Raw genomic sequence first — 19,619 nt, forward strand, 5'->3', positions numbered from 1 at the left:
GGGAGGCCCAGCACCAGGCGCGAGCGCCGCCACGAGCAGACGCGATGCCACCACGCGCCGGCATGCCGGCGCGTTGCCGTGCTATCTGGCAGGGGCCGCCAGTGGTCCAGGCGCTTTGACGCGCCGGTGGCGTCAGGCCGGCCAGGCGCGCGCCACCACGCTTGCCAGCGCGGCGTCATCGCCCTCCAGCGTGCCGAACACGCGGCCGTGCTGGCGTCCCAGCCGGCTGGCGGCGAAGCGCTCGGCATCGTCAGCATCGGCGTGGGCGAGCATCAGCGCCGCCTGCGCGGTCAGCACCAGGCCCTGGGAAAAGCGACGCGCGCCGGCTTCCAGGTGATCCGGCGCGTCGCGCAGCATCGCCTGCAGCGAGGCGAGTTCGGCCCGCACCGCCGGATGGCCGCCGGCGCGCCGGGCGAGGTCCTGCAACAGCCGGGCGGCGTCCTCGGGGTTGCGCTGGAGCGCGCGCAGCACGTCCAGGCACATGATGTTGCCGGAGCCCTCCCAGATCGAGTTGACCGGCGCCTCGCGGTACAGCCGCGCCATCGGGCCCTCCTCGACGTAGCCATTGCCGCCCCACACCTCCATGGCTTCGCCGGTGACCTCGATGGCGCGCTTGCAGATCCAGAACTTGGCCGCCGGCGTGACGATGCGCTTCCACGCGGCGGCCAGCGGATCGGCATCGGCCCGCTCGAAAGCGTGCGCCAGCTCCATCATGAGCAGGGTGGCGGCCTGGCTTTCCAGCGCCAGGTCGGCCAGCACATTGCGCATCAGCGGCTGGTCCGCCAGCAGGCGGCCGAAGGCCATGCGGTGCCGCGCGTGGTGGATGGCCTGCACCAGCGCCGCGCGGATGATGGCGGCGCTGCCGATCACGCAGTCCAGCCGGGTATAGGTGGCCATTTCGATGATGGTCGGGATGCCGCGGCCTTCCTCGCCGATCAGGATGCCAGTGGCCTCAAGGAATTCCACCTCGCTGCTGGCGTTGGAGCGGTTGCCCAGCTTGTCCTTGAGGCGCTGGATCTGCACCGGGTTCTTGCTGCCGTCGTCGCGAAAACGCGGCACGAAGAAGCAGGACAGTGGCCCGTCCTCGGCGCCCATGCGCGCCACCACCAGGTGGGCATCGCACATCGGCGCGGAGAAGAACCACTTGTGGCCGGTGAGCGCATACTCGGCGCCGCGGCCCTCGCCGCGCAAGGGGCGTGCGACGGTGGTGTTGCTGCGCACATCGGAGCCGCCCTGCTTTTCCGTCATGCCCATGCCGATCATCACGGCGTGCTTGTCGCGCCAGGGCAGGTCGCGCGGATCGTGCTCGGTGGCGAACAGCTTTGGCCCCAGTTCCGCGAACAGCGACGCTTCCTTCTGCAGCACCGGGATGCTGGCGAAGGTCATGGTGGGCGGGCACAAGGATCCGGACTCGGCCTGCGCCTGCAGGAAGTAGCCCGCCGCGCGCGCCACCCACGCGCCGTCGCGGGGCTGCGCGAACGGCAGCGCCTGCAACTGCTGGCTGCGCAGCAAGGCCAGCAACGCATGCCATGCGGGCGGAAATTCCACTTCGTCGATGCGCTCGCCGGTGCGGCTATGCGTATGCAGTTCCGGCGAGTGGCGATTGGCCTCGGCCGCCCACTGCTGCACATCGGGTTTGCCCAGGCGGGCGCCGAAGACATCCAGCGCACCGGCGTGCCAACCGCCGCCAAGCCGTTCCAGCGCGGCCCGCAACGCGGGATCGCCGGTGAACAGGTTGTAGTCGGTCAGGTCCGGGACCTGGTTGAACACGCGGTGGGTGGCGGCTTCGGTCATGAGGTCTCCTGTGCAGTCTTCTGCGAGCGTTGCGCATGGGCATGTCTGATTGCATGGTAGAGCAAGCGGCGGGCTATGTGCTGGGGGCGGCAAGCCCGGCAAAGGGGCTTGCCCGGAGTGCCGAGGCCAGCGCTTGACCGTCGTCCTGCACTGCAACAAGGGGATAAGCCCACTGAAACGCACGACACTCCAGATTGAAACAGGGGTGGTCAAGCTCCAAGCCTTGTGCTTAAATTCACCCCGTTGGATGAAACAGGGGTGCCGTACGGATGGGCCGTGCGGCTGAGAGAGTCCCTTCGAACCCGATCCGGCTAGTACCGGCGTGGGAAGTTTCATGGTTACCGAACAGCTCCTGCCTTCTCCAAGGCACATGACCCGGCCACACCGCCGCGGCCATGCTCACAGGGCTCCTGGTTTCGTCCATCCCCGCAAGAGAGAGGACGACACCCATGGCCCGCACAAATACCGCCCCCGCCGCATCTTTCGAGTCGCTTGAAACCGATCTCGACAAAAAGTTTGCCTATCCGGCATCCAGCAAGACCTACCTGACCGGCAGCCGCCCCGATATCCGCGTGCCGCTGCGCACGATCCTGCAGACGTCCACGCGCACGGACAAGGGCGAGATGTCCAATCCGCCGATTCCCGTGTACGACACCTCGGGCCCGTACAGCGATCCGGACATCCATATCGACCTGAAGTCGGGCCTGCCGTCGGTTCGCGGCAAGTGGATCGAAGAGCGCGGCGACACCGAAGTGCTGCCCGGCCTGTCGTCGGAATACGGCCTGGCGCGCGCCGCCGATCCGGCCACCGCCCACCTGCGCTTTGCCCAGCTGACCAACCCGCGCCGCGCCAAGGCCGGCGCCAATGTGTCGCAGATGCACTATGCGCGCCGCGGCATCATCACGCCCGAGATGGAATACGTGGCACTGCGCGAGTCGCTGAACCTGCAGGCGCTGTACGACAAGCCCGAATACAAGGCGCTGCTGCGCCAGCACCCCGGCAATGCGCTGGGTGCGTCGCTGCCGCTGCGTCCGGAAGACATGACGCCGGAATTCGTGCGCCGCGAAATCGCCTCCGGCCGCGCGATCATTCCCGCCAACATCAACCACACCGAGCTGGAGCCGATGGCGATCGGGCGCAATTTCCGCGTCAAGATCAACGGCAACCTGGGCAACTCTGCCGTGACGTCGTCGCTGGCCGAGGAAGTGGAAAAGATGGTGTGGTCGATCCGCTGGGGCGCCGACACCATCATGGACCTGTCCACCGGCAAGCACATCCACGAAACCCGTGAATGGATCCTGCGCAACTCGCCGGTGCCGATCGGCACGGTGCCCATCTACCAGGCCCTGGACAAGACCGGCGGCGTCGCCGAGGACCTGACCTGGGAAATGTTCCGCGACACGCTCGTCGAGCAGGCCGAGCAGGGCGTGGACTACTTCACCATCCACGCCGGCGTGCTGCTGCGCTATGTGCCGATGACCGCGGACCGCGTCACCGGCATCGTCTCGCGCGGTGGCTCGATCATGGCCAAGTGGTGCCTGGCGCATCACAAGGAAAACTTCCTGTACACGCACTTCGACGAGATCTGCGAAATCATGAAGGCGTACGACGTGTCGTTCAGCCTCGGCGATGGCCTGCGTCCCGGCTGTATCGCGGACTCCAACGACGACGCCCAGTTTGGTGAGCTGCGCACGCTCGGCGAGCTGACCGACAAGGCCTGGAAGCATGATGTGCAGGTCATGATCGAAGGCCCGGGCCACGTGCCGCTGCAACGCATCCAGGCCAATATGGATGAAGAGCTCAAGCACTGCTTTGAGGCCCCGTTCTACACGCTCGGACCGCTGGTGACCGACATCGCCCCTGGCTATGACCACATCACCAGCGGCATCGGCGCGGCCAACATCGGCTGGATGGGCACGGCCATGCTGTGCTACGTCACGCCGAAGGAACACCTGGGCCTGCCGGACAAGGAAGACGTGCGCGAAGGCATCATCACCTACAAGATCGCTGCCCACGCAGCCGACCTTGCCAAGGGCTGGCCCGGCGCGCAGCTGCGCGACAACGCGTTGTCCAAGGCGCGCTTCGAGTTCCGCTGGGAAGACCAGTTCAACCTCGGCCTGGACCCGGAACGCGCGCGTTCGTACCACGACGCCACGCTGCCGGCCGAAGGCGCCAAGATCGCGCATTTCTGCTCGATGTGCGGTCCCAAGTTCTGCTCGATGAAGATCACGCAGGAAGTGCGCGACTACGCCGCCTCGCTCAAGCCCGAAGCCGAGCAAGGCATGCAGGAAAAGTCGATCGAGTTCGTCAAGAGCGGCAGCAAGATCTACTCGTAAGGCGTAGGACCATGGTGCGGCGCATGCCCGTGCAGCGCCGCACGCGAAGTACCGTGCCCCTTCCCCGAAGGGGCGCGCCATGACTTATAGGAGGCCGGTGCTCGCCGCGCCGTCGCGGCGAGCACCGGCACAACCATCCCCATGACAGTGCAGTCGTTTGATGTGGCCGTGCTCGGCGCCGGCCTGGCCGGGCGCCTATCCGCCTGGCAACTGGTGCGTGCCGGCCTGCGCGTGGCGCTGGTCGAGCGTGGCGGCCCCGACGGCGTTGGCTCGGCCGCGCATGTTGCCGCGGCGATGCTGGCGCCCCTGGCGGAATCCGCCATTGCCGAGCGCCGCATCGTCGAGCTCGGCACCGCCAGCGTCGACCTCTGGCGCGCCTGGGTCGCCGAAATGCCGGAGCCCGTGTTCTTCCAGGAAGACGGCACGCTGGTGGTATGGCATACCCGCGACCGCAGCGAGATGTCGCTGTTCACCAGCCGGGTGCGCGCCGTGGCGCCGCCCGAACTGGTGGCCGAGCGCATGCGCGCGCTGGACGGCAATGGCGTGGCCGCGCTCGAGCCCGCGCTCGCGGGCCGCTTCTCCCAGGGGCTGCTGCTGGCCGGCGAAGGCCAGCTCGACAACCGCGGCACGCTGCGCGCATTGCTGGCCTGCGCGGTTGCCAGCGGCCTGCATTGCGTCTGGGAAGCCGGTGAAATCGAAAGCGGCGACCTGCCGGAGCTTGGCATCCGCGCACGCGTGGTGCTGGATTGCCGCGGCCTGGGCGCCCGCGCCGCGTGGCCGGGACAGCCCGCCGCGCACGGCAGCATGCCGGGATTGCGCGGCTTGCGCGGAGAAGTCGTGCGTGTGCATGCGCCGGAGGTCAAGCTGCATCGCCCGGTGCGCCTGCTGCACCCGCGTTACCCGATCTATATCGCGCCCAAGCCCAATGACCTCTATGTGATCGGCGCCACCGAACTCGAGAGCGAAGACGATTCGCCGATGAGCGTGCGCTCCGCGCTGGAGCTGCTTTCCGCGGCGTACTCGCTGCACCCCGCCTTTGGCGAGGCGCGCGTGCTTGAACTCAATGTGCAGCGCCGCCCGACGCGGCCGGACCACCTGCCGGCCATCCGGGTCGACCAGCATGCCCGCATCGTGCGGCTCAATGGCCTGTACCGGCACGGCTTCCTGATCGCCCCGGCGGTCACCGAGGCCGCCTGCCAGGTGGTGCGGGCCCTGCTCGACGACGATCCTGCCGCGCATGCCGTGCCCGCTTCGGTGCGCTGGCTAGGCATGATCGCGGCTGTGCTCGATACCGTCGCCGGCTCTCCGGTGCTGCACTGAACGACAATGACCATGGATATCCTGCTCAACGGCCGCCCGCTCGCCCTTGCCGATAACGCCACACTGGCCGACGCAGTCGCGGGCGCGGGCATCGCGCCGCCCTTTGCCGCCGCGCTCAACGGCCAGTTCGTGCCACGCGCCGCGCATGCGGCCACCGTGCTCGCCGCCGGCGATCGTATCGACCTCGTGCAACCCGTGACGGGAGGCTGACCCCAAATGACCTTCAATACCGCTGAACCCCGCCGCGACCTGTTCGCCGACCCCTTCGTGCTCTATGGCGAGTCGTTCGCCTCGCGCCTGTTGCTGGGTACCGCGCGCTATCCGTCTCCCGCCACGCTCCAGGCCGCGGTGGAAGTGGCCCGGCCCGCCATGCTGACGGTGGCGCTGCGCCGCCAGGGCTCGGTCGGCGATGGCGAGGGCGGCCAGGCTTTCTGGCAGATGCTGCGCTCGCTGAACGTGCCGGTGCTGCCCAATACTGCCGGCTGCATGGCGCCGCAGGAAGCCATCACCACCGCCATGATGGCGCGCGAAGTGTTCGAGACCGACTGGATCAAGCTTGAGCTGGTGGGCGACGATTACACGCTGCAGCCCGATACGCTCAACCTGCCCGCCGTCGCCGAGACGCTGATCAAGGAAGGCTTCAAGGTGCTGCCGTACTGCACCGAGGACCTCGTGCTGTGCCGCCGCCTGCTGGATGTGGGCTGCCAGGCGCTGATGCCCTGGGCCGCGCCGATCGGCACCGGCAAGGGCGCCGTCAACCCGCACGCCATGCGCCTGTTGCGCGAACGCCTGCCGGATACCCCGCTGATCGTCGACGCCGGCCTCGGCCTGCCGTCGCACGCAGCCCAGGTGCTGGAGTGGGGCTACGATGGCGTGCTGCTGAACACCGCCGTGGCGCAGGCCGCCTATCCGGTCAACATGGCACGCGCCTTCGCGCTGGCGGTGGACGCGGGCCGCACCGCCTACCTGGCCGGCCCCATGCCGGAGCGCGATATCGCGCAGGCCAGCACGCCGGTGGTGGGCATGCCATTCTGGCACGCCGAAGGCGCGGAGGACCGCGCATGACCCGCAATCTTCTCCCGGCCGGCATCGACGCCGCGCTGCGCGACACGCTGCTGGCACGCTATGGCGCCACCTTCGGCACCAGCGACAAGGCCTGGCGCGCGTGGGCGCGCGGCGATGCGCCCGCAGCGCTTGGCGATGCCGACGTGGTGCTGTTCGACGGCGAAGCCGACGAGGCCACGCTCGCACGCATTGCCGCCGCCGGCGCCATCGCCATCGAGAGCGACCGCGAAGGCGGACAGTGGAGCGACACCGTGCGCTCGCCGATGGGCACCTGGGTCTTCAGCGCGCATGCCGACGACGACACCGCGCATTCGCCGGCCTTCGTCGCCGTGCTACTCGCTTGCCTGGCGCTGCATTTCCCCGCGCACGATGCGCTCTGCCTGGCGCGCGCCTGGCAGCCGGGCTCGCTCGACTGGCCGGTGGGCTTCGCGCGCTTCCCGCAGGTGCGCCACGCCGCCCTGGTAGCGCCGGAGTTGCGTGCGGAGCCGTTTGCGCCATGCCCGCCGCTGGGTTTGTACGCGGTGGTGCCCAGCGCTGAATGGATCGAACGGCTGGTGCCGCTGGCGGTGCCCACCGTGCAGCTGCGCTTCAAGTCCGACGATGCACAGGCCGTGCGCAGCGAGATCGAGCGCGCCGCCAGGGCCGCGCGCGGCAGCGCCTCGCGCCTGTTCATCAACGACCACTGGCGTGCCGCCATCGACTACCACGCCAGCCAGGGTGGCGACAGTGGCATCTACGGCATCCACCTCGGCCAGGAAGACCTTGATGAAGCCGACCTCGACGCGCTGCGCGCCTCGGGGCTGCGGCTTGGCGTGTCCACGCATGGCTATGCGGAGATGCTGCGCGTGGCGACCATCGGGCCGAGCTACCTGGCGCTGGGTGCGATCTTCCCGACCACCACCAAGGTCATGCCGACCGCGCCGCAGGGCTTGGGCCGCTTCCATGCCTACGTCAAGCTGATGCAGCCGGTGGTGCCCTCGCTGGTGGGCATCGGCGGTGTCGATGCGGCGCGGCTGCCGGAGGTGCTGGCTGTCGGCGTTGGCAGCGCCGCCGTGGTGCGGGCGATTACCGAGGCGGCCGATGTGCCGGCCGCGGTGGCGAATCTGGTGGGGATGTTTCCGGCGGCTTGATGTGCGTTGGGTGTGGCGTTGGCGCTCGAACGTCAAAAGGTCAAAAGCTTAAAGTCAAAGGCAGTTTCACCTCCCCTGCGGGGAGGCGACCTACTTTCCTCAACTTTAGACATTCAGGCCCGCTCAACGAGCGGGTTGGAAACGGATTCAAGAAATCGAAAAATGCTTGACATGGGGCAATGATCGTGTGGCCGCCGCGCTGCTTGCGCGGGTTTTAGCGCAAGCAGCGCGGCGGCCAATGAGGATCGTTTTCGGTCCTCTTGCGATTGCCCATGTCTTTGTCCAACCGTGTACGACTGTGTCTGTCCGAATGGATCAACCTTCTGCTTCTGGCCGTGCCAATTCGCTCTCGCGGGAGCTTTGTCGAGCTGCTGTGCGGCTGTATGGTTTCGCCAGAAGGCTGGGTGACGCGCGCTATCAGCGCCATCGCGCGACGCAGGCACTGGACGACCTACTACAAGCTTCTCGGGCGCGGCAGCTTGCGCACCGTGCGTTTGGCCCGCCAATTGTTCTTGCTGGTGCTCACAGTGCTGCCATGCGATGTGCTGACACTGGTCATCGACGATACGCTGGTGCCGCGCTCCTCGGAGCAGGCGCCCGGTTGCGCGTATCGCCACGACCACAGCCGCAAGATCAATCGGCCGCAATTCATACGGGCCCAGTGCTGGGTTACGCTGGGCGTGAGCGCGCTGGGCAACGGCGGGGTCAACCTGGTGCTGCCAATTCTCTCGCGGCTGGTGCCAAACACCGGCAACCGCAACAAGCTGAAAATCGCGCTGGTGCTGGTCCGCTCTCTGGCGGGCGTGGCCAACAAGCCGGTGCGCGTACTGTTCGATTCGTGGTTCATGCGCGCCCGCCTGGTATTGCCTTTGCTGCGCAGACAAATGCACGTGATTGGACAGGCGCGCATCGACACCGCGCTGTTTCTCGTGCCGCCACCGCCAACCACACCCAGACGTGGTCGCAAGCGCATCTATGGCGAGCGCCTGAACGCCGAGGCCATCGAAGCACTGCCCGCGATCGAACTGCGCATGCCGCTCTATGGCAAAGACCAGCAGGTTCGCCTGCGCTCTGCCGAGGCTCGCGCGCGCTTCCTCAAGGGCGCGTTGGTGCGTGCCGTCTGGTGCCAGTTCTTCGATGCGAAGAAACAGGCCTGGACCAAGCCCCGTCTGCTGCTCGCGAGCGAAACGGACTTGAGCGCCCAGGAGATCGTGCAGTTGTACGCGCGCCGCTGGGGCATAGAACCGCTGTTTCACAATCTCAAGCGCTGGTTCGGCGTGAGCAATCTCTGGCAGCAATCGCGCACCGTGCTGGAGTTGTGGATGCAAATTCGCTCGATGGCCTGGACTTTGAACCAACTGCTGAGTCTGGTGCTTGTCGAGACCTTCCCGATGAACGCGGTCGCACCATGGCGCATGAATCAGCCCGTCACGGCCGGTCTGGTCACGCAGTGGCTGCGCATGGAATTTACCGGACTTGCGTTTCGCGATGGCCTGAATCGCAAGTCCCAGAAATTCCAGTGGCCAACGCCACGCAACGACACGCGACCGACCTCGTAGGATTGCCCGCGCGCGCTTCTGACGGCGTCTCATCGCTGTTTCCATTGCCAAATCGCCTCGTTGACGACCACCTTCGCAGCCGGTGAGGCAGCCATTCGCATGTCTAATGTTGAGCTACTTTCTTGTCTCGCCAAGAAAGTAGGCAAAGAAGGCGACCCGGATGCGGCGAAAGACTCCTCGTCGTCAGTCCAAAAGAGCGGCCGGAGGCCAAACTCGCATCGCCTTAAGGCGATACTCAAACATGGCCTCCTCTTTTCCGCTCTTTTGGCCTGCCGACGAGGCGCCGCATAACGGGAGATTCAAACCTTCACGGCTCGCTTCGCATCGCGCGTGGGTGATTTCCGCCTGGGGGCGGAAATCACGGCTACACCGAGTGATGCTTTTACTACCGCCGGTTGGCTCCCTCTCCCACTTGTGGGGGAGGGGCCGGGGAGAGGGCGCGAGCCTGAGCTTGCCACCACCGCACAAACTCCCATGCCATCTCCAGTCATCCGCCTCGCCACCACTGCAGACGTACCCATCCTTGCTGCCATCGAACGCGCGGCCGCCACGCTATTTCCCGAATCCGACTTGCCGGCAGCGCTGCGCGAGCAAGTCACCCCCATCGAAGACCTGCAATGCGCGCAGCGCGAGCGCCGCTTGTGGGTGGCGATTGCCGACGATGGCGCAACCGCCGGCTTCGCGCTGGCCAGCGTGCAGGGACAGAATGCGTATCTCGACGAAATGGACGTCCATCCCGCCCATGCCCGCCGCGGCATTGGCCGCGCGCTAGTGGACACCGTAGCGGACAACGCGCGCCGGCAGGGGTTGCAGTCGCTGAATCTCACCACCTTCGGCCACCTGCCGTGGAATGCGCCGTTTTACGCGCGCCTTGGCTTTCGCCGGCTCGGCGACGCGGATCTGTGCCCCGAACTGGCTGCTGCATTGGCGCGCGAAGCGCAGCTTGGTTTGCGGCAACGCATCGCCATGCGCCTGGTGCTGTAGGCGCTGCACTGCGTTACGATAGTGGCGTGCCCTCCACCGGCGAACCCCATGATCTCGTCCCAGTTCATCAGCCGCGTCACCCTGCGGCGCGACATCGTAGACAGCTTCGAGCGCTATCCGTTCAGCCTGCCCGCGGTGCGCACGCTCGACGCGATGGAGATGCACCCCAAGGTCACCTTCTTGGTCGGCGAGAACGGCTCGGGCAAGTCCACACTGATGGAGGCCATCGCCGTGGCCATGGGCTACAACGCCGAGGGCGGCTCGCGCAATTTCAGCTTCGGCACGCGCCGCTCGCATTCGGAACTGCACGAATACCTGCGCGTCGCACGCGGCTTCAAGCGGCCGCGCGATGGCTTCTTCCTGCGCGCGGAGAGCTTCTTCAACGTGGCCACGGAAATCGAGCGCCTGGACCAGGAGCCGGCCTTCAGCCCGCCCGTCATCCACGCCTATGGCGGGCGCTCGCTGCACGAGCAATCGCATGGCGAATCGTTTCTCGCGCTGATGATGCATCGCTTCGGCGGCAACGGGCTCTACCTGCTCGACGAGCCCGAGGCGGCGCTGTCGCCGCAGCGGCAGCTGGCGGTGCTGTCGCGCATCCACGATCTGGTGGAAGACGGCTCGCAGTTCATCATCGCCACACACTCGCCGATCCTGATGGCCTATCCCGATGCGTGGATCTACAATTGCTCGCCGGACGGCGTGGCGCGAATCGACTATCAGGACACCGAGCACTTCCGCGTGACGCGCGATTTCCTGGCCAATCCTGAGCGGATGCTGTGCGTGCTGCTCGATGGTGAGCAGGGCGAAGCGAGAGAGCCGATCTGAATGCTTCGCTGTCCCACGCTGATCGCTTCCTTGTTGATGCTGCTCGTCACATTCAGTGCAGGGGATGCGCACTGGATGGACGACGCTGGATTTCTCGACCGCGCGATGCAGGGCGGCGCCGTTGTCTGGATCTTCCTGTTTTGCTTCCTGGCCTACATTCCGCTGCTGGTGCTGGCTGCCAGCTATGCGCTGCGGGATCTGATGGCGCTCTACCTCTATAGGAACCGGCGCGCAGTCATCCGCCTGTTCTTGTTTGCCGTCATTCCATCCATTGCGCTTTACCGCTTCAATGCCTGGTTCATCCGGGAGATTCTGTAAGCCACGCAATCGTTCGTGCTCAGCCGCGCGCGCCGCGCTCCAGGAGCTTGTACAGATGCGAGCGTGAAATGCGCAGTTGCTCCGCCGCACGCTTCTTGTTGCCGCCGTGCCGTGCGATGGCCTGCAGCACGGCCTCGTACGCTACCTCCCGCAGGTCCGCCGACGATGCGGCGCCCACATCGAGCGCGGCGTCGTCCGACGCATCGTCCAGTGCCGCGCCAAACGGCAACGCCGGCTCGCTCACGCTGAACGCCGCCGCGCTTTCCTCGCCCCGCGCGAAATCCGCCGCGCGCAGCACGCGGCCGTCGCAGAACACCAGCGCTTCCTCGATCTTCTGCCTGAGCTGGCGCACATTGCCCGGCCACCGCCGCTCGGCCAGATAGCGCGGCACCTCGGACGCCACCTCCGGCACCGGCACCTGGTTGCGCGCGCAGAAGCCGCGCACGAAATGGGTCAGCAGGGCAGGGATGTCCTCGCGCCGCTGGCCCAGCGCGGGAATGCGCAGCACCACGCCGCTCAGGCGGTAGTACAGGTCCAGGCGGAAGCGCCCACCGTCGATCAGCGCCTGGATGTCGCGGTTGGTCGCCGCCACCAGACGGAAGTCCACGCGCTGCGCCTGCCGGCTGCCCAGCCGCTCCACCATATGGTCTTCCAGCACGCGCAGCAGCTTGACCTGCATCTCCATCGGGATATCGGCGACTTCGTCGAGGAACAGCGTGCCGCCCGCGGCCTGCTCCAGCTTGCCGGCCTGGCCGCCGCGCTGGCTGCCGGTGAAGGCGCCGGCCACATGCCCGAACAGTTCGGACTCGATCAGCGTGGCGGGCAGCGCGGCCAGGTTCAGGCTGACCAGCGGCTTGCCCTCGGCCGCGCGGCTGGCGCCGTGGATGGCGCGCGCCACCAGTTCCTTGCCGGTGCCGCTTTCGCCGAGGATCAGCACCGGCACGTCCAGGCGTGCCACGGTGTCGATCTCGCGGCGCAGGCGTTGCATCGGCGCGCTGTCGCCGATCAGCAGGCCGGGGCCCGGGCTCGCTTGCTGCTCGCGCAACGCGTCCAGCTCGCGCTGTGTTTGCGCCAGTTGCGAGCGCAGCTGCGTCATCTCGCGATGCATGCGGCCGATGGCTTCGGGCTCCTTGAAGAGGATCTGGCCGATGGCGCCGACCACCTCGCCGCCCGCGCTGATCGGGATGCGGTTCACCACGCGCGTCACGCCGTTCATCTCCTGCAGCTGCCCGATCTCTGCCTTGCCGCTGGCGGCCACCTGCGCGAGGCGCGAATTGGGAATGACGTCTACCGCGGGCCGGCCCGTGCCCTCACCGGTGCGCAGGCCGAGGAATTTCTCGTGCACCGGGCTGATGAAGCGCATGTTGCCGGCGCGGTCCGCCACGGTGATGGCCTGGTAGGGGTTGGTGATGAAGTGATCGAGGATCGCGCCGGCAAAGGGCACCGCGCCCAGGAAGTCGAACAGGGCAGCGTCGCGCTCGGCCGGGCGCAACAGGATGACCTGCCGCGCGCGGTCCCGAAGGCGCATGGCGATGAAGCGGCGCGCGGGCTTGCCGCCGGCGCCGGGCAGGCTGCACTCGAACAGGCGGCCGGCATCCTGGTGGAGATCGTCGTCACTGGCGAGTTGCGCGGTGGCGGCCAGTGCGGCGGTCGCCAGCGAGGCGTCGGCGGCCAGGCCCAGGCTGGCGAGTACGTCTCCCGCGTGGCTGGCGACCAGCACGCCGAGGCTGTCTTCAGTGCCGGGGAAAGTGTCTTCGGGTGTCGCTGCTGACGACATGCCGTGTCTCCATAGTGGACACTCTGGTGTCCTTATTGCGAACACAATATCAGCGGGCAATAAAAAGAACAATGAAATCAAGGGCTGGCGCGCCTGGCACGTTTGCTGCACTGAGAGAGCCTACGCACATAACGACAGCACTAAGGAGACCGACGTGTCCTGGCAGCCCGAAATCGATGAACTGGCCTATCGCAAGCAACTCGCCGCTCAGCTCGGCGGCCCCGACAAGGTCAAGCGCCACAAGGACGCCGGCAAGCTGACCGTGCGCGAGCGCATCGACGCGATCGCCGATGCTGCCTCCTTCCGCGAGGTGGGCGCGCTCACCGGCAGCGGCCAGTACGACAGCAACGGCCGCCTGGTGGGCCTCACGCCCGCCAACCTGGTGATGGGTCGCGCCAAGCTGGACGGCCGCCCGGTGGTGCTGGTGGGCGACGACTTCACCGTGCGTGGCGGCGCCAACGACGGCGCGGTCGGAGAGAAGCTGATCCACGCCGAGAAGATGGCGCACGACCTGCGCCTGCCCATGGTGCGGCTGGTGGATGGCACCGGCGGTGGCGGCTCGGTGCGCAATATCGAGAACAAGGGCTATACCAACATCCCCACCATGAAGGTCTGGCAGCACGTGGTGGAGAACATGTCGCTGGTGCCGGTGGTGTCGCTGGCGCTGGGCTCGGTGGCCGGCATGGGCGCGGCGCGCGTCGCCGCGAGCCACTACTCGGTGATGGTCAAGGGCACCGCGCAGCTGTTCAACGCCGGCCCGCCGGTGGTGGCGCGCATCGGCCAGGTGCTGGAGAAGAACGAACTCGGCGGCAGCCAGATCCATACGCGCAACGGCGTGGTCGATGATGAAGTGGCGAGCGAGGAAGAAGCCTTCGCGCGGGCGCGCCGCTTCCTGTCCTACCTGCCGGGCTCGGTGCATGAATTGCCGCCGCGCATCGAACCCACCGACGATCCCTCGCGCCGCGACGAATGGCTGCTGTCGGCGATCCCGCGCGACAGCCGCTCCGTCTACAAGGTGCGCCCCATTGTCGAGGCGCTGGTGGACCAGGGCTCCTTCTTCGAGATGGGCCGCCACTGGGGCCGCGCCATCGTGACCGGGCTGGCCCGGGTGGATGGCTGGCCGGTGGCGGTGGTGGCGAGCGATCCGTATCACTACGGCGGCGGCTGGGACGGCCCCACCGCGGAGAAGTTCATCCGCTTCGTGGACCTGGCCGAAGCCTTCCACCTGCCGGTGATCAATATGGTCGATATCGCCGGCTTCCAGATCGGCCTGGAAGCCGAGAAGGCCGGCACCATGCGCTACGGCGTGCGCGCGCTGGCCGCGGTGTACCAGGCCACCACGCCGTGGTGCTCCGTGATCCTGCGCCGCGCTTATGGCGTGGCGGCGGCGGGGCACCAGCATATGGGGCGCTTCAACTTCCGCTATACGTGGCCGTCCGGCAACTGGGGCTCGCTGCCGATCGAGGGCGGGCTGGAAGTCGCCTACAAGGCCGAGATCGAAGGCGCCGACGACCCCGTGCAAAAGCGCGCCGAGATCGAGCAGCGCGTGCGCAGCCTTACCTCGCCGTTCCGCAGCGCCGAAGCCTTCGTGGTGGAAGACATCATCGACCCGCGCGACACGCGCTCGCTGCTGTGCGAGTTCGCCAACCTGGCGGCGCCGCTGCGCGAGCCGGGCGTGCGCAAGTTCGGCATCCGGCCCTGAGACGGGAAAGCGCCAAAAACCAGACACAAACGATCAATGGAGACAGCCTTGCCCAATCACCGACCTTTACTTGCGCACCGTCCCGCCCTTGGCGCCATCGTCACCGCAACGCTCGCCGTTGGCGCCGCGCTGCTGCCCGCCGCCGGCGCGCAGGCGCAGGAGCAATGGCCGCACAAGCCCGTCACCATCGTCGTGCCCTTTCCCGCCGGCGGCATGACCGACCTGCTGGCGCGCCGCATCGCGCGCGACATGCAAGCCGAGTTCAAGCAGCCCTTTGTGGTGGACAACCGCGCCGGCGCCAGCGGCCAGATCGGCACCGAGATCGTGGCGCGCGCCAGCCCGGACGGCTACACGCTGCTGGTCAGCGCCACGCATCAGGTGATCAATCCCGCGGTGCGGCCCAAGCTGCCCTACAACGCGGCCAAGGACTTCACGCCGATCGCGCTGCTGGCGACCACGCCCAACGTGCTGGTGGTGAACAACAACGTGCCGGTGTCGAACCTGCAGGAATTCCTGGCGTACGCGAAGACGCAGAAGGACGGGCTGTCATTCGGCTCATCGAGCATCGGCGGCGCCACGCATATGTCGGGCGAACTGTTGCGGCTGATGACCAATGCGCCGCTGACGCATATACCCTACAAGGGCGCGGCGCCGGCGCTGTCGGACCTGCTCGGCGGCCAGATCCCCGCGCTGTTCCATGACGTGATGACGATGGCGCCGTATGTGAAGGACGGCAAGGTCAAGGCCATCGGCGTGACATCGGCCAAGCGCAGCGAGGCATTGCCCAACGTGCCCACCATCGCCGAGCAGGGCGTGCCCGGCTACGAGGCCACCACCTGGATCGGCTTCTACGGCCCGGCCAACCTGCCCAAGCCGCTGGTGGAGCGCCTGAACCGCGATGCGGTGAAAAGCATGAACACGGCGGAGTCCAAGGCCAACCTGGCGCAGAGCGGCACCACGCCCGGCACGCTGAACGCGGAGCAGTTCGGCGCCTTCGTGCAGGCCGAACTGGTCAAGTGGAAACGCGTGGCGACGCAAGCCAAGGTGAAGGTGGACTGAGATGAGCGACAACATCCTCGAGCTGCTGGCCCCGCGCTCGGTCGCCATCCTCGGCGCTTCCGACAATCCCATCAAGGCCGGCGGCCGGCCCATCGACTACATGCGCCGCTACGGCTTTGCCGGACGCGTGTATCCGGTCAATCCCAAGCGCGCGCAGATCCAGGGCCTGCAGGCGTATCCCGAACTGGCTGCCTTGCCGGATGCGCCCGATCTCGTGGTGGTGAGCGTGGCGGGGCAGGAAGTCGAGCGGGCCATCGACCAGTGCCTGGCGGTCAAGGCACGCGCAGCGGTGATTTATTCCTCCGGCTTTGCGGAGCTGGGCGAAGCTGGCGCCGCGCAGCAACGCAAGCTGGTCGAACGTGCGCGCGTGGGCGGCTTGCGCCTGTTCGGCCCGAATACGCAGGGCGTGGCCAACTTCCGCGATGGTGCCATCCTGCATTTCTCCACCATGATCAATGAGGAAGCGGGCCAGGACGGCCCGGTGGCCATCGTCAGCCAGAGCGGCGCGGGTTCCTCCATTGTCTATGGCGGGCTGCGCCGCAAGGGCATCGGCGTGCGCTACATGGTGGCGACCGGCAACGAGGCGGACATCACGGCCGCCGAGGTGCTGCGCGCGGTCGCGGCCGATCCGGAAATCCGCGTGCTGCTGCTCTATATCGAATCGCTGAAGGACCCGGCGGTGCTCGCGCAGGCCGCGCGGATCGCGCATCAGCGCGACATCCCCATCCTCGCCGTCAAGGCTGGTCGCACGCAGGCCGGGCAACTCACCGCCAGCTCGCACACCGGTGCGCTGGCCGGTGAGGACGCATTGGCCGATGCGTTCCTGCGCCAGCACGGCATCCAGCGCGTGGCGGACTTCCGCGAGCTGGTCGAGTACAGCCAGGTCTTTATCGGCGGGCAGCGTCCGCGCGGGCGCAAGGTGGTGGCCATCAGCAACTCGGGCGCTACGTGCGTGCTGGCGGCCGACGCGGCCGAGGACCAAGGGCTTTCGCTGTGCCAGTTCGAAGGCGAGGGCGCTACCGCGCTCAAGGCGGTGCTTCCTTCCTTCGTGTCGGCCCGCAACCCGATCGACATGACCACCGCATTGCTGGGCCAGCCGCAGATCTACGGCCAGACGCTGGACGTGGTAGCCGCGCAGCGCCAGGCCGACATGATCTTCGTGGGCTTTCCCATCGGCGGCGAGGGCTACGACTTTGCCGACTTCTCCGCGCAGACCGGACGCTTCGCCTCGGCCAGCGGCGTGCCGGTGGCGGTCGGCGCCAACCAGGAATGGGTAGCGCAGGCGTTTCGCGCGCAGGGCGTGCCGGTATTCGACAGCGAACGCGCGGCCATGCGTGCGCTCGGCATGCTGGCGCAGCATGTGGCAGTGAATGCTTCGGCACTGGCGGAGCCTGCCGCGTTGCCGCCATCCGTTCCCAAGGACGGTGGCGCCACCAGCGTATCGCTCGACGAAGTGGCGAGCCTGGCCGCGCTGGCGCAGGCGGGCCTGCCGGTAGTGGCGCATCGCCTGTGCCACAGCGCGGGCGATGTGCGCCGCGCGCTGGCGGAGCTGGGTACGCCGGTGGTGGCCAAGGGCGTCTCGCCCGATATCACGCACAAGTCCGAGCTCGGCCTGGTGCGCCTCGGCCTTGCCGACGAAGCGCAGGCGCTGGCGGCCTTTGATGACCTGGACCGTATGCTGCGCGGGCTGGCCGCGAGCGAAGGCGTCAAGCACGGCGGCGTGCTGATTGCGCGCCAGCAGCGCGGTGCCTTCGAGCTGGCTGTCGGCGCGCATATCGACGACGTCTACGGGCCGGTGGTGATGGTGGGGCAGGGCGGCGTGCTGGTCGAGGCGATCGACGATGTGCAGTTCCTCGTCGCGCCCTTCAGCGCCACGCAAGCGCGCGAGGCCATCGGCCGGCTGCGCATTGCGCGTGCTTTCGGCGCGCTGCGCGGCATGGAGGCGGTCGACGTGGACGCGCTGGCGCAAATGCTGGTGCGCCTGGGCGACTGGATGGTGCGCTCGCAGGGACGGGTACGCTCGGTGGACGCCAATCCGGTCATGGTGAGCCGCGGCAGCGTGGCGCCGGTGCTGGTGGATGCGGTGGTGATCCGCGCGGGAGAGACGTCATGAACGCCACGACGAACGCTTATGAAACGGTACGTCCACTGCGCCGCGTGCTGGTCGCAAATCGCGGCGCGGTGGCGGCGCGCATCATCCGCGCGCTGCGCGGGCTGGGCCTGGAATCGGTCGCGGTGTACTCCGATGCCGACGCGGACCTGCCGTACCTGCGCGAGGCGGATGTCACGCTGCGCCTGGGTGAAGCGCCGCCGCTGGCCAGCTACCTGGACCAGGACAAGCTGCTGGATGCCGCGCGCGCCAGCGGCGCCGATGCGGTACATCCGGGCTACGGCTTCCTGTCGGAAAACGCCGCCTTCGCCGAGCGCGTGGAGGCAGCTGGCCTGTGCTTCATCGGCCCGTCCCCGCACTGGATCCGGCGCCTTGGCCACAAGACCGAAGCGCGCGCCTTCATGGCCGCGCAAGGCATGCCGCTGGCGCCCAGCTCCGAGGTGCTGCCAGACGACATGGATACCGTGGCCGCGGCGGCGCAGCGCATCGGCTATCCGGTGCTGATCAAGCCCGCCGGCGGTGGCGGCGGCATCGGCATGGTGCCCGTGCGCGACGCGGCCGGCCTGGCCGCCGGCTGGCAGCAGGCGCGCTCGGTGGCGCAGCGCAGCTTCGGCCTGGCCGAGCTGTACCTGGAGAAGCTGGTCGAGCAGCCGCGCCATATCGAGTTCCAGGTGCTGGCCGACCGCCGCGGCGGCGTGCGCATCCTGTGGGAGCGCGATTGCTCCGTGCAGCGCCGCCACCAGAAGGTCATTGAGGAAGCGCGCGCGCACGGGCTCGACCGCGCCGAGGTGGAGGCCATGGCGGCCAAGCTCTCGGCGCTGCTGTCCGGCATTGGCTACGACGTGATCGGTACGGTGGAAATGCTGCACACCCCGGCGACCGGGTTCGTCTTCCTGGAGATGAACACGCGCCTGCAGGTGGAGCACGCCGTCACCGAGCAGATCACCGGCGTGGACATCGTGGCCGCGCAGATCCGGCTGGCGCGCGGCGAGCGCATCGATGATGTGCTGCCGGGCGGCGCGGTGCCTGCGCAAGGCCACGCCATCGAGGCGCGCGTGTATGCCGAGGACCCGGTGCGCTTCTTCCCGTCGCCCGGCCCGCTGGATGTGTTCCGCCCGCCGCAAGGCGCGGGCATCCGCGTGGAGACCGGCTACGCCGAAGGCGCCCGCGTGACGCCGTACTACGATCCCATGCTGGCCAAGGTGGTCGCCACCGGCGCCGATCGCGGCGAGGCCATCGCCACGCTGCGCGCGGCGCTGGAAGACTTCGCCATCGCCGGCGTCAAGACCAACATCCCTTTCATCCTGCGCGTGCTTGCGCATCCCGATTTCCTGGCCGGGCGCATCGATACCGCGCTGGCCCAGCGCGTGCTGGCTACGCCCGCCGCAGAGAACCAACAACCTACCCAGAGAGCTGCCTGATGAACAAGATCGAAGCCGCGGTGAGCGGCCATGTCTGCGCCATCCATATCGAAGTTGGCGCTACCATTGCGGCCGGCGACGCCGTGATGATGATCGAGTCCATGAAAATGGAGATTCCGCTCGAATCCGAATATGCTGGCGTGGTCAAGACCATCCTGGTGCAGCAAGGCGACGCCGTCGCCGAGGGCCAGGCGGTGGTGGAACTCGCATAACGCCAAT

General features: G+C 67.7%; 16 protein-coding genes and 1 riboswitch. Of the genes, 14 read left to right on the forward strand and 2 right to left on the reverse strand.

What is annotated here, in order from left to right; translation table 11 throughout:
* Positions 1-132: 132 nt before the first annotated feature.
* Positions 133-1,794, reverse strand: a complete 1,662-nt coding sequence (locus OMK73_RS30195) for an acyl-CoA dehydrogenase family protein (RefSeq protein WP_267605253.1) — start codon at positions 1,792-1,794, stop codon at positions 133-135.
* Between the two features lie 244 nt (positions 1,795-2,038).
* Positions 2,039-2,140: riboswitch (TPP riboswitch) on the forward strand.
* Between the two features lie 103 nt (positions 2,141-2,243).
* Between OMK73_RS30195 and thiC the strand changes: the two genes are divergently transcribed.
* From thiC to OMK73_RS30240, 9 genes are all read left to right on the forward strand, one after another.
* Positions 2,244-4,130 (forward strand): phosphomethylpyrimidine synthase ThiC, encoded by a 1,887-nt coding sequence (gene thiC, locus OMK73_RS30200; protein WP_267605254.1) that lies wholly within the window; start codon positions 2,244-2,246, stop codon positions 4,128-4,130.
* 141 nt (positions 4,131-4,271) lie between these two features.
* Positions 4,272-5,450, forward strand: coding sequence for an FAD-dependent oxidoreductase (locus OMK73_RS30205; RefSeq protein WP_267605255.1), 1,179 nt, complete (start codon positions 4,272-4,274; stop codon positions 5,448-5,450).
* A 12-nt stretch (positions 5,451-5,462) separates the two neighbouring features.
* Positions 5,463-5,660: a sulfur carrier protein ThiS gene (gene thiS / locus OMK73_RS30210; protein WP_150989923.1), complete on the forward strand. Its 198-nt coding sequence runs from the start codon at positions 5,463-5,465 to the stop codon at positions 5,658-5,660.
* Between the two features lie 6 nt (positions 5,661-5,666).
* Positions 5,667-6,515: a thiazole synthase gene (locus tag OMK73_RS30215; RefSeq protein WP_267605257.1), complete on the forward strand. Its 849-nt coding sequence runs from the start codon at positions 5,667-5,669 to the stop codon at positions 6,513-6,515.
* Positions 6,512-7,645 (forward strand): thiamine phosphate synthase, encoded by a 1,134-nt coding sequence (locus tag OMK73_RS30220; RefSeq protein WP_267605258.1) that lies wholly within the window; start codon positions 6,512-6,514, stop codon positions 7,643-7,645. The genes OMK73_RS30215 and OMK73_RS30220 overlap by 4 nt, the downstream gene beginning before the upstream one ends.
* A gap of 272 nt (positions 7,646-7,917) precedes the next feature.
* Positions 7,918-9,204, forward strand: a complete 1,287-nt coding sequence (locus OMK73_RS30225) for a transposase (RefSeq protein ID WP_267600424.1) — start codon at positions 7,918-7,920, stop codon at positions 9,202-9,204.
* 474 nt (positions 9,205-9,678) lie between these two features.
* A complete protein-coding gene (locus OMK73_RS30230) occupies positions 9,679-10,188 on the forward strand; it encodes a GNAT family N-acetyltransferase (RefSeq protein ID WP_267605259.1) in 510 nt (169 codons plus the stop codon).
* Between the two features lie 48 nt (positions 10,189-10,236).
* Positions 10,237-11,013, forward strand: coding sequence for an AAA family ATPase (locus OMK73_RS30235; protein WP_267605261.1), 777 nt, complete (start codon positions 10,237-10,239; stop codon positions 11,011-11,013).
* Entirely contained in the window at positions 11,014-11,331 is a 318-nt protein-coding gene (locus OMK73_RS30240; protein ID WP_267605262.1) for a hypothetical protein, read from the forward strand.
* 19 nt (positions 11,332-11,350) lie between these two features.
* Here OMK73_RS30240 and OMK73_RS30245 read toward each other — a convergent pair whose 3' ends face one another.
* The gene (locus OMK73_RS30245; protein WP_267605263.1) at positions 11,351-13,108 is read right to left on the reverse strand and encodes a sigma-54 interaction domain-containing protein; all 1,758 of its coding nucleotides are present in this window, start codon (positions 13,106-13,108) and stop codon (positions 11,351-11,353) included.
* Positions 13,109-13,262: 154 nt separating this feature from the next.
* Here OMK73_RS30245 and OMK73_RS30250 point away from each other — a divergent pair, with 154 nt between their 5' ends.
* The 5 genes from OMK73_RS30250 to OMK73_RS30270 are packed head-to-tail and all read left to right on the forward strand — an operon-like array spanning position 13,263 to position 19,612.
* Complete coding sequence (locus tag OMK73_RS30250) at positions 13,263-14,810, forward strand: acyl-CoA carboxylase subunit beta (protein WP_267605264.1); 1,548 nt, start codon at positions 13,263-13,265, stop codon at positions 14,808-14,810.
* A 48-nt stretch (positions 14,811-14,858) separates the two neighbouring features.
* Positions 14,859-15,869, forward strand: coding sequence for a tripartite tricarboxylate transporter substrate binding protein (locus OMK73_RS30255; protein WP_267605266.1), 1,011 nt, complete (start codon positions 14,859-14,861; stop codon positions 15,867-15,869).
* Between the two features lies 1 nt (position 15,870).
* Entirely contained in the window at positions 15,871-17,982 is a 2,112-nt protein-coding gene (locus OMK73_RS30260) for an acetate--CoA ligase family protein (RefSeq protein WP_267605267.1), read from the forward strand.
* Positions 17,979-19,400, forward strand: a complete 1,422-nt coding sequence (locus tag OMK73_RS30265; protein WP_267605268.1) for an acetyl-CoA carboxylase biotin carboxylase subunit — start codon at positions 17,979-17,981, stop codon at positions 19,398-19,400. The genes OMK73_RS30260 and OMK73_RS30265 overlap by 4 nt, the downstream gene beginning before the upstream one ends.
* Positions 19,400-19,612: an acetyl-CoA carboxylase biotin carboxyl carrier protein subunit gene (locus OMK73_RS30270; RefSeq protein ID WP_267605269.1), complete on the forward strand. Its 213-nt coding sequence runs from the start codon at positions 19,400-19,402 to the stop codon at positions 19,610-19,612. The genes OMK73_RS30265 and OMK73_RS30270 overlap by 1 nt, the downstream gene beginning before the upstream one ends.
* The last annotated feature ends 7 nt before the right edge of the window (positions 19,613-19,619 follow it).

Source organism: Cupriavidus sp. D39 (assembly GCF_026627925.1).
Lineage (GTDB): Bacteria > Pseudomonadota > Gammaproteobacteria > Burkholderiales > Burkholderiaceae > Cupriavidus > Cupriavidus ulmosensis.